This is a genomic window from Pseudarthrobacter sp. TE3704 (genome assembly GCF_056279405.1).
The window spans coordinates 32,790-44,873 of record NZ_JBWCCJ010000014.1 but is presented as its reverse complement, the minus strand read 5'-3'; the positions used below and the strand labels follow the sequence as shown (position 1 = coordinate 44,873).

Here is a 12,084-nt window from a genome sequence, read left to right as displayed (position 1 = left end):
CCACTCGATACGACAAACTCGCCATCACCTATCGGGCAGGCGTCGCACTCTACGCTTCCCTGATCTGGCTACGACAATAAGGAGACACGCCCTAGAGCTAGACGCGCGGAGGTTGAGTGCCGTTCCACTTTTTCAGACGTGTACAAACCTCAGCGATCATGCCATGTAGCTCCGTGTCAGCTTCGAGCATATCGCGATCAAAATGCTGGATGAACTCCTCTGCGTATAGAACTTTGTTTCTGACGAATACATCTCCTGCACCTTTTTTGATGGAATTCAAGTAGGGCTGGATCTTGCTTCGTGCAGTGAACCGCTTATCCGCTGCGGTGTCGAAGTAGGCTTCAAATACCTCTTTGGGCAGGTAGTTTTCAATCTCTTTGCCGTGAGTTATCCAGACGAGTCCATGGACCGACTCGATCTCCCCCTGCATACGCTTTTTGGTCTCATTAATCTTGCCATCCGGCATAGTGATGTCGCTGTCCATAACAAGGATGGCGTGATGATTTACTTTGAGGATGTTGGCGTCATCTGTATTTTCGGGATCAGCAGTGATTCTCGCTAGTAGTCGTCCGCCATAGAAGACGCACTGAAAGTGCTCGCCTTCCCGAAGTTCGCCGTTCGAGTAGAGGTCGATCCAGTGTTTGATATAAGTTCGGTCGGAGGGTCCCTCGACCCAAATGATTGCATTCGATTGGAGGATGTCACTTGCACGGACATCAAGGTCGTCTAAGATGCCTCGCTTGTCATTAAATGACTGAATGCTTGCTGCGCTGGAGGATGTGCTGTCGTGGCGGACATGGACTATCTGGGAATTCTTGTCCTTGTCGAAGAGATCGATAGTAACGCTTGAGTGAGTAGTGATAAAGAAGTGCGCGTCTTTTTCCTCCGAATACTCACGTATGAAGCGTAGAAGATTGCGAAGCAGGCCCGGATGAAGGTTGTTTTCCACTTCTTCAAGAAGAAACAGATACCTTGCGTCGGGGTCCCGCTCTCCTGCAACCGGAATTACCAACAGTTGTAGTAAGACAAGAATGATTGTCTTGAGGCCACTACCGGAGTTTGAGAGTGGGATGTCGTCTCGTTTTGATTGTTCGGTAAGGTAAACTTCCCATGTACCAACGCGCACCTTGACGTTAATGTCAGTGAAGACAGTCTCACCTTCGAATACGAAGTTGAGCGCATTCAACAAATCTTTTTTGATGAGATGGCCAGCATTGGCGTCTGCATCATGGAGGCAGAAGCGAATCGTGTTAGTTGCGCCTTCTCCGCCGGGTTGAAGATTTGCGGCATTAGTTTCACCTTCGGGTTTAATGTCGCGGTCTGCTGCAAGGCGGCGCACCTTATAGCCCACTAGCGGGTTGGAAGATCTTGCAGCAAGCTGCGCGCCGAATGAATGGATGAATTGCTCTGGAAAGTCCGGCACCATTGCAACGAATGATCTACTGTCGGCGGTGAAGGATTCCGAGGTAGTGATCCTTCCTCCGATCCACTGACTACCATATTCATAATGATTGCCAGGAAGTGGTCCGCCGCCGGTGTCCCGAGGAAAGACCTGCTCGATGGTACTTTCCTCCATGGGGTGAGACATGTGAATCTCTGGAGCGTTGCCATTGTTATGAAGGTTCGGCATGATACTTTGTTGTTTCACTGCTGCGTAGCTAATGGCGTCCAAGAGGGCGGACTTGCCAGCATTGTTCTTCCCAATGATCAGGTTAATCGGAAGTATCTGATCAAATCCTTGTGGAATTTCCCCGAAGGACTTGTAATTCTTAACCTTGAGGGAGACTCCCCTGAGATTGCTCATTTGGCTATCTTATCTTATGTCCGCGCTCGTCACTGTTGTATTGGTATCAACATGGGTGGCATAGACAACAGGGGTAGTTGCGCTAAAGAAAGGGAGATTGGAATCGGTACAGCAGCCAAGGCGCCTTACAGGACTCGAACCAAATAGTAGCGGAGAATGGCAGCCGATCCGTCATTACGAAAGCGTACCGTAGACACAAAAGGGTCGCTGAAGTGCTTCAGCGACCTCTATTTCTCAATACGTCTCTGTTGAGAACGTTTTTAAATTTGGCGAGGTCCTATGATGTTACTCGAACCAAAGCAGCCGAGCAGATGACTACTATCGCTGCAGCGCTGAAGCGGATGGACATGGGCCACACCAAGCCCCGCCAGCAGCAGCCGCGCAGGATGGCAGACAGCGTGAGTTGGTAGGGGCGTTCCGGGCTGTTGGTGTGCTTTCTCGCTACATCGCGGACACTGGATTTCGTCTCTTCGTGGACGCTGAGTCTCACTACACCAACTACCCAGACCAGGAGTACCAACCGAGGCTATGTGCCAGGGAAGACCACTTTGCCCAAAATGATCTCCGTGCACGGCTGCCCTCGTCGGCGCAGGCAGCAAGGAACACGTCGATCCGGTCGTCCACCAGCACTGTCGCCGCGTGCCCGGCTGCGTTGGCGGTCTGCAGGACCAGCTGGTCGGGTCAACGGTGCTCGCGACTTTTCGCGGACCTGGACTACCCGAACGCAGCCGGCAACGGCAGGGTGGGCGGTCTCCACCGCTCCCGGGGCCGCAGGGTTGGCTGTCGGTCACAAACAATGCCTTCGATACGACCAGAATCCCCGTCCCCGACGGTCACGAGAAAAACGTGCGGGAGGCTTTGAGCCACTCGACCCTGCGTGGAGCAGCAGGATGTGTCGGCCAGCGCCACTGGCACTCCCGCTCACGGGGTTTCCATCCATGCGGCAAGGACGGAGCGCTGCGGCATCTATCCTGCGAACGCAAAGTCGACGGTGATTTCGGGATCAACGCTTGCGACGAGCCCGGAGTAAAAAGCCTTGGCCTGCTCCCTCAGCGCTGCTTCGTTTTGGGAGATGTACTTCTGCTTGTTCTCGTCACTCAGGATGTTGTTCATCATGCGAGTTTGAACGGCAGGCGTTGCCAGCCAGCCAAGTGCGTTGCTGCTTTCGAGGGGGTCCTCGAACGCAGGCTTGTCGAAGCCGATACCAATGAATTGAGGGATAGTTACCCTAAACGACTCTGGGCCAGTGGGCTCGATCGTCACCTGTGACCCATCGATGCCTAATTTCGCGTCAAACTTGTACTGGATCAGGGTCGTTTTCTCGCTCGCGGGTACGGCCACACCGAAAATCTCTCCATTGCTTTCGTGCCTCGAGATACCCTCGATGTGAAGGCTGAGCAGCGCGACCTCTTGCAAGCGCGTAACAGACTGAACCACCTGCGAGTCGCGTTCGTGTGAGCTGCTGGTGAACAGCGAACTGAGTGCGCGCGCGTTAAGTGCACCGGACGCGAATGCGGCGCCCGTTCCCGCAACAACTAGCACGATAATCAGCAGAACTTGCCAAAGCAAAACCCGTGCTTTGAACAACTTCATGAGCATTTAGTCTCCATCTTCATTCGACGTCGAAACGCCCTCGGGTGGTTACAGTACGGAACGGCCGGCCGGCCGTAACAGATCGCCGGGCCAAATCCCCTCAGACCATTTGTAAGATCAAGAGCTGGGCGATTATGGCACGCCCACCGGCCCTCGGCATAAGGCGGTGGGCTGTGCGTTCCCAACCTCGGTGAACAGCACGCCTAGCTAAGTGGTGAGGGCTGGCGCGCAGCAGTGTCCTGGCTCTCCGCCAGGTCCTCTGCAACTTCCGCTAGATCTTCAACCAGCTTCGGCTCAAGGCCGTTCTCGGACAAGTACTTCATTGCCCTTCCAATTGTCTCAAGCTTCTTCTTCAGCTCTTTCAGTGCCTGAGCGGACTCATCGGAGAACTCGTCCAGCCGCTCATGTTCGCGGCGGACTGTTATCTCATTTGAAGTTAGGATGCTCCACAACGAATAGTCCGGTTCAAGGTTCTGCCGCTGGCGAAGTATTGCGGCCGCCAAGCGGCGCTGAATCACCGCTTCGACGGTTTCGGCTGAAGTGCCGGGGCTGGCAAGGCTAAAGGCGATGCCACCGCCACCCGCACCCACCAGCGTTCCCGCAGTTAGAAGTCCACCAATCATTCCTCCAGGACCAAATCCGGCCAGGGCACTCGTGATGACTGCGGCCCCGACTACCCCAGGTGCCGCAGCCAGGGCCAGGCCGCCGGTAGCAACAACTAGTGCAACGGCACCCGCGCCGAGTGCTCCCCATTTCTTCCAATCAATCACCAGCGCTCCGCTGAGCACATCTTGGGCCTCTTTGGCAGCCTCAAAAACGTGAGTACCGTACTTGCTACCCAACCCCATCTCCGAGGTAAGCTCCCGCATTGCGCCGAGCCATTTACCGCGGTCTACATTGATATCAAACGGCCGGATCACATTTTCGGATGCCAGAACTGTCAGTAGCGTTACCGCGTCCTCTTTAGTGAGATGACGGCTCGGCAGGGGCTCAGGGACGTTCGCTTTCGAGTCTGATGCGTCAAAGGCCAGCCTTGCAACTTGAGAGGGCAGCGGCCTCCCCGCTTCCTTATTCCTTTGACGAATTTCATCGACGACTGTGGCCTGCACTTGCCTTAACGCTCCAGCAAATCGAATACCCTGTTCGCCGTCAAGCCGTTCCTTGAGCAGATGGGCATAACGCAGTGCCACCAAGGCGGTCAGTTCAGACGCATCGAGTGGAATATCGAGACCTCGCTCCGCGAGAACGATTTCCTTGGACTTCGATCCGAAGAGCCCAAACCCCACGGCTTCGGCGACGGCATCGTGTGAAAGGTACGTTTCGGCGTCGTGTACGTGATGGTTGAATCCAGTTCCAATTCGGAAGTCAAGCATCCAGTTGTACACCGACGACAGACCCCTGTGGGCCGCTACTGGGTCCAGCACGTTCCAGAAATTTGCCCACCAAGCCAAGTTGGTGGGTGGCTCCTGCATATTTTCGCGCAGTTTGTCGACATTGAATCTGCCGCTCGCCAGTGGGCTGCCGATGGTGACCAAGCCGACCACCTCGAGCTCTTTTGGTAACCGCTGAATCAGGTCTGCAGCAATTACTGACCCTAGGCTATGACCAACAATTACTATCCGGCCGGCTGCGGGCAGTTTGCTGAGGATGAGCCGCAGAACCTGTGCTCTGACGTCAGCGTCACCGAGGTACTTTCGGACTTGCGCGAAACCGGGAAGGTTCGCCGCCCCGTTAACCACTAGTTCAGCGCCACCCCAGCCGGTCCCGTGGTCATGTCTTCCTAACCGAAACTCCAGCGCAGCTGTGCGTCGCTCAAAATCCCGGCGATTCTGGCGGACCTTGTCCCTCGCAGGCTGCTTCACGTTGATCTTCGGAAGAGGGAAGGATTCATCAATGTCCCTGAGTGCGTGAGCATACCTGGGTGCAAGTACGCGTTCAGGGTTTATGGCCGGATACCCCAGGCGCGATAACGCCGCCTCAAGGCCAGTCAGCCAGGCACGGTCTCTGTTTCCGTCTCCGACGCCGTGCAGAAAGAGCAGTGTGGGTTCTTGGGACATGGGAACTCCGATCAAAATTTGAATCAATTTGTTGAGGGTGCGAGCGCCAGCTAGCTATCGGCATCTGCAGGCCCGCTTGCTATGCCTTCTGGGAAAAATCAATGATTGCTAAACGCCTTATTCGCCTAGCTAGCCAGCTGCACGAATGCACCTCGAAGCTCAAGCCTCTTCGTGTCGACGCCATACTGCAGTCCTTCGTTCAGGCGGGCTATCACACCTGCCGTCAAACGCTTGCCCCCGAAAGTCCTGACGGTTTCTCGGTGGAGCTCGTCCACTGCGATGCCACCGGAGAGCCGCACGACGTCGACCATCGCGTTCCGAATTTCGACAACGCTGATGTGCTCAGGCTTCCTCGTGATGTCAGCGCTGTTCGGGCGGAACTGCTCCCACATCTCCCGGTCAACCGAGGCGTCCCAGATGAAACCGTCGGCGTCGCAGTAGTGGAGTGATTCGTCCAAAATATCGAGTACGGAATTTGCCCTTTGCGAGTTCACCTTGTTGAGTTCAAAAGCAGCGCAGACGAGCTTGGCGAGCCGCTCCTGGTGGATAGGTCCTTCTGCTGCGATTACATCTTGGATAGCTTCGCGTACGGCTGCTACGGAGCGGCGGGAGTGAAGCGTGTCCAGTACTTCAAGGCTGCCGAAGGGGCGGACAGTCCAAGGCTCGTAACTGGACTGGGCGGATGCGGTAACAAGCGTGGCTGGCCTAGGGTTCGCTTGAACGGCCTCAAGGAGGGTTCCCTGGCCAAGCCGCGAAGTGTCCTTGCCGGCGACCAGGACGAACTCCTGCTCAGGTGCGGCGGCCTCTGCCGCCCGTCGTCCGGAGCGCGTCACCGGGGGTGTTCCACTTGTCAACGGATCCTGAGGTTCTGAAGCAGGAGCTGCCGCCTCATACGCTTCCTCCAGAGCAGCTTCAAGCTTGTCCAGCACCGCGTCCCTGTCGGCCAGCCAGGCCGGCAGCCACACACGCTCCACTGAGGGCCACCGCATCATCCGCGTCAGGACATCCCGGGGCAGTCCATCCCGGTCCCCCGCTGTCCGGCGTGCTGCCCAAGCAGGACCGTCCAACAGGATGGCCATGAGTTGGCGGGAAGGATCTTCGGCCAACGCAACGCTCAGGTCCACCTTGAAATCGGACAACCCCACATCTGAAGAAACCACAAAACCGCGGTCCCGCAGCGCGTCCGCGATCTCTTCCCGGTGCAGGTCAATGCTGGCAGCGCGGCGCCCGTCGTAAGGCAGAGCAGCGGTCCCCTGCTCGGCCAGATCAAGGTAGGACCGCAGGTGCTTGATGCCAACGGAGCTGGTTTCCTCGGAGCGCAGATCGGCCGGGTTGAAGCTGGAGAAGACAATAACTTGCCGGCGTGCACGGGTGACGGCAACGTTGAGGCGCCGTTCCCCACCCGACCTGTTCAAGGGACCAAAGTTCAACGGCAGGTATCCCTTGTCATTCTTGCTGAACCCCGTTGAGAACAGGATGACGTCCCGCTCATCACCCTGCACGTTCTCGAGGTTCTTGACGAATAGCCCCTCCGAATCCTCGTCCAGGGCAGCGACGATCCGGGGAACCTCGGTGTCGCGCAGCAGCCCTTCGATCAGGGCACGTTGCTGCAGGTTGAACGTCACCACACCTACGGAGGGAGTCCCCGCCGAATCAGCATCAAACCTCCGGCGGATCTCGGCCACCACCGCAGCAGCCTCCACCGGGTTGGTACGAAGGACCTTGGATGGTCCTGAGCGGTGGAACTGGCCATCCACGCGGACGAAGTTCACGCCATGTCCGCGGACGCCCGCATTTGCAGCGCCGTGGGACGGGCCCGGGAACGAGGAGAGCTTGCTGTCGTAGTACTGCTGGTTACTGAAAGCAATCAGCGATTCGTCCTGGCTTCGGTAGTGCCAGGACAGCCACTGCCGCGGCACCCGCGCTTCCACGCACTCGGAAAGGATCGACTCCATATCCTCCACCACGGAGATCTCGGCGTCGCCGTCGCTGCCAGCGTCGGAGGAAATCTCCGCGAATGACGTGGGCGGCATCTGCTTGCTGTCGCCCACCACCACTACTGACGCACCGCGGCCCATGGCACCCACCGCGTCGGCAACCCGGATCTGTGAGGCTTCATCGAACACCACGATGTCGAACAGATCGGCCTTGGCAGGGAAGAACCGCGCCACCGAATCCGGGCTGACCAGCGTGCAGGGCATGATCCCCGTGATGAGGTCTGCATAGTGTTCCATCAGTTTTCGGACGGACAACCCACCTCGTTGCCTGGTGAGCTGCCGCTGCAGCTCGCCCATGCGCCCGGAGGTCGACGACGACGAGACCGTCCGGGAGCGCAGAACCCCGGCCGCCAGGTTGGTTTTGAGCAACTCGCGTACCGTTTCCGCGCGCGTGGTGAACCTATCGATGGTGCGCTCGTGCACTGTGGCATCAAAGTCGGCCAACCCTGTAGCGATGCGGCGTTCGGCCAGCGACCCTTCAGCCAAGCCCCGTTCAAAGGCTGCTGCTGCGTCATCTGCTTCCAGCTCGCCGTCGAGGATGGCAATACGGGCGTCAATTAGTCCCGCGGCACGCAGCGGTTCGACATGACGGACCAGCTCGAGCCACCGCGTCAGCGGTACCGACCCCGCCGCATCCAGTCGCCGCGGCACGGACGTTTCCCACCATCGGGCCAGGAAGCCGCACCCACCGGTCCACGCACGCAGGTCATCGCTACCCACACCCTGGATCTTCAAGAATTCTTCCCAGGCATGGGAAAGCTCCCGCAGCCAGCCGACAACGTTCTGGTGAACGTCGGGGGCATCTTTCAGGAAGGTACGGAGCTCGCTCTGGAAGCTCGCGACGGCGGGCTCCGGAGCCGGCTGCACCGCCTTCGCGGCCCAGCGCAGCCAGGAGATGCGGTGTCGCAGGTCGGCTTGGGCGTCCGGCGTCAGAGGGTTCCATTGCTGGTCCGCGGGCAGCCCAGGCAAAGAGCCTCGCGTTGCCCGCAGGCCGGAGACCTCGTGCTGGACGGCCACCAGTTTCTCCAGCAGCGGCACCAGCTCCTTGTGGCGGATCTCAGCTCCAGGAACAAGAACGGAAGCCAGTTCGGCGGCCACTGCCAACAAGCGCTTTTTGCGTCCCCAGAAACTGGAAGCTGCGGCCTGCTGTGCGCGGCCGAAGATTTCTGGCAGAGGAAGGTCCATAGCCGCAGGCGCTACCTGCTCAAGACCCGGATGCTGAACGGACGCAAAGGCGGTAACCAGTTTCTCCAGCTGTTCAGCATCAACCGACCAGTCGCTGGAGCGGACCACATCCAGGGTCCCCAACGGGACGTCCCGGTCCTGCAGCAGTGCGGCGAGCGTTGCGACGTCGGCCGGAGTCTGCGCTGCGTCCAGAACTGACGGCAGTCCGGGCGTTGGCCGCAAGGCGTTCAGCGCCTCGTTGAGGCGACGTCCCAGAGCCAGCAGTTGCTGCTCCTGCTGCTCGCCGCCGGCGACAGAGGTAAACCGCCATGGGTGATCAGGTCCAGGACGGACGGGGTCGGTGAACTCTGGAAGTTCCCGCAACACCTGCCGGATCGACTCCAGGGTGGAATTATTCAAGGACGCGGTCAGCTCCGGGCTGAGTGGAACCGTGGCGTGATCAGGTTCGTAGGTCAGCGCCTTGGTCCGCGCGCTGTAGAGGGACAGCTGCGCGCCATTCTCCTCATGGACGTTGTGGGCATACCGGACCAGCCCACGGCGGGCCGAGGCAAGATCGCTGGAGGCAGTCTCAAGCTGCTGCTTATTCGCCGACAGGCGCAGCTCCAGGGCATGTTTGATCTGTGCCCTGACCACCGCAGGTTTGCTGCCCTTGTCGTGCAGGTCAAGGGAGAACGGTCCCATTCCGACGTCGTCGAGCCGCTTCTGGACAACGTCGAGTGCCGCCCGCTTCTCCGCGACGAACAAGACCCTTTTGCCGTCAACAATGGCGCGGGTCAGGAGGTTGGTGATGGTCTGGGACTTTCCGGTGCCCGGAGGGCCTTCCAGGACGAACGTTTGGCCGGCGACCGCAGACGCGACTGCCTCCAGCTGCGACGAGTCCGCTGGTATTGGACACTGGGCAGCCAAGGCATCTAGGTCGACGTCGGGCGCGACGGCAACGCTGTCTGAATAGAGTTCCGTGGGGGTGCTGATCAGGTGATTGACCAGGCTGTTGGCGGTGAATTCCTTCCAGTTCTCGTCAAGGTCCTTCCACAGGCGGAATTTGGCGAACTGCAACATGGACAGGTCCACGGTGTTTTCCACGCGGAAAGCCAGGCCTTTGGCCGAAACGGCAGCCCGGACAGCTGCGAAAGCGGCGTCCAGATCGATTCCAAATCCGTCTTCCTCCGGCTCGGCGAGGCCCGGGATGCGCAGGTCGTGGGACTGGGCCAGCTTCTCGAGGAGGCAATAGTTTGGTGTGGACTGGCCGGTCTCATCGAGTGTGACCCGGTACAGACCGTTTTTCCCTGCAGAAGTCAGCTTCACCGGGACCAAAACCAGCGGGGACCGAAGCGCCCGGCCGTCCAGTTCCCACATCAGGCTGCCAAGGGCCAGATAGAGGTTGTTGGCTCCCGTTTCCTCCAGCTGGGTCTTCGCCTTGTAGGCGAGCCCGCGCATCTTGGCGTTGTAGCCGTCTTCGCTGACCTCCGCGAACACGGCCTTTTTGGAGCTGAGCAGGTCGGCGAGTTCGTCTTGGGGAAGGTCCCTGCCGAAGCGGACGCCGCGCTCCTGGTGGATGGCACTGATCTGGTTGGACGGAAGCAGGCTGACGGACGTGCCCTTGCTGATGAGGTCCTCGAAGGCGCCCATCCACGCGGTGGGCACTGCGAGTGGGAACCGGGCCGTGTCAGTGAAGTTGATGAGCCTGTTCCGCAGGCTCAGGTCCAGCAGGGCGTTCTTCCATTGGACCACCCGGGGTGGAACATCGGATGTGGTCCTGGCCGGTCCCCCGCTTGAGGCTGCTTTCTTCGGCAGCGCCGGCGCAGTCTTGGTCTCCGGGACGTAGTTGACCACGGTGTAGGTTCCGGCGTCGGACGTGGTCCGGGCCGGCAGCGGGTAGATGCCATCGAGGCGAGCGCGCCTGATGTCAGTCACCGCGTTGATCTCGTCATTGCCGCTTTCCACATAACGGTTCAGCGGGCTGCTGCGGAGTGCGGCCGCCGAGATCGGCTGACTGCCGGTGAGGAGCGTGGTTTCCACGAGGCCGATGAAGCCCCGCTGTACGAGGCTGACCAGCTCGGGCACGTCGTCGGAGGCCGCAGTGCTGAGGCTGCCTTCCTCTCGCCAGTAGCCGAGGAAGGCGTGGCCCTCCACCAGCCAGAGCAGAGGCCTGATGCCGCAGAATTCCAGGGCGGCGGCCAGGACCAGCGTGGTGTCCAGGCACGTGCCCAGACGGTCGTCAAGGACCTGCGCCGGCGTCCGTACCTGCTGGCCTTCCAGTCCCCAGCTGGCGGGTGGCATGCTGTAGCGGATGTCACGGGCGCTCATAGCCTGGGCGATGGCGAACACGATCTGATCAACCCGGTCCCCGTCTTCCAGGTACCCGTCGAAGCTGCCGCTGCCCGTTGTTTGCATGAGGAGGTCGGCGGCCTCGGACATGAGCTTGGCAATGCTGGGATGGTGCGGTTGCACATACGCGGCCAGGAACTCGTAGGAGACGAGTCCCCGTCCAGCGATCCACAACTGGGCGGGCAGGAGCGTCAGGTCCGCTTCTGCGCGGCCCAGCTCCGCCACGGCGGCATCGGCGCCCGCCGAATGGACGGTCACCAGCACCTTTCCCATCTGGCGGTCAGCCAGTTCATACATGGTGGCGGCCTGAACTGGAACGTCGAGATCATCGAGCGTGATGGTTTGGCCTGCGGCCAGGTCCACGTACTGCTGGAAGTCGCCGGAGATCCGGCCTGACTGCGCGGAGGCCTCCACCTGGACCACTGCACCGCGGATTTCCGCGCCGTTGTTGGTGATCTTGACCTGCCTGACGAAGCGGAAGCCGTTGTGCGCCATCGCGTAGCTCAGGGCATCTGCTGTTGTCACCTCAACCACAACGTGGGCAGCGGATGCAGCCGGTCCGTGGACTGCGGGCTCACCCGGAAGGCTTTCCTCCGGGTGATCGGACTGCGCGACGGCGGCCGGCAGAGCCTCCTGGTCTTCTTCCGGTTGTTCCGGGTTGGGAGAAGACCGATTCTGGTACTCGGTGAGAAGCGAAGCCAACTCGCTGTGGGTGTCGGTCAGGCCGATAATCTTGGCCAGCCGTCCTGCAGTGTCCAGGGTACGGAATGTATCGGGGTCGTCGAAGGACTCGTTGTGTGCCCAAAGGTTGCGTGCCTGGCGCAGCTCGGAGGTGTGGCTGCGCGCATCATGCGGGAGGTTGAAGGGGTAGCCGAGTGATCCCATGGATTCAGTCATGATGCGCAGCTGCAGGCTGAGATCGGTGGGGGCGTAGGTTGGTACAGCCCGGCCGGCGTTCTCGTCCTTGTGCTGAATGATCTTGGTCCAGGCCACACCGGGGGCTACCTCGCCGAGCACTCCTGCGATGTACGGCTCAAGGCCAACCGCCAAGGCCTCAAGCGCCCGGCCCACGTACTCGCGGTTGGACAGCCTCATCAAATTCCCCCATCTACGGCACCGC

The 12,084-nt window shown here is 59.7% G+C and carries 4 protein-coding genes; all 4 read right to left on the bottom strand.

What is annotated here, in order from left to right; genetic code table 11:
• Positions 1 to 97: 97 nt before the first annotated feature.
• On the bottom strand, positions 98 to 1,804 hold the full coding sequence (locus tag ACZ9BC_RS22240) for an ATP-dependent nuclease (RefSeq protein ID WP_476247856.1): 1,707 nt from the start codon (positions 1,802 to 1,804) through the stop codon (positions 98 to 100).
• Between the two features lie 966 nt (positions 1,805 to 2,770).
• Positions 2,771 to 3,403 (bottom strand): hypothetical protein, encoded by a 633-nt coding sequence (locus tag ACZ9BC_RS22235; protein WP_476247855.1) that lies wholly within the window; start codon positions 3,401 to 3,403, stop codon positions 2,771 to 2,773.
• 197 nt (positions 3,404 to 3,600) lie between these two features.
• Positions 3,601 to 5,454 carry a hypothetical protein gene (locus ACZ9BC_RS22230; RefSeq protein ID WP_476247854.1) on the bottom strand — a complete coding sequence of 618 codons (1,854 nt, stop codon included), beginning with the start codon at positions 5,452 to 5,454 and terminating at the stop codon, positions 3,601 to 3,603.
• Between the two features lie 125 nt (positions 5,455 to 5,579).
• Positions 5,580 to 12,059, bottom strand: a complete 6,480-nt coding sequence (locus ACZ9BC_RS22225) for a DUF3320 domain-containing protein (protein WP_476247853.1) — start codon at positions 12,057 to 12,059, stop codon at positions 5,580 to 5,582.
• Between the last annotated feature and the right edge of the window lie 25 nt (positions 12,060 to 12,084).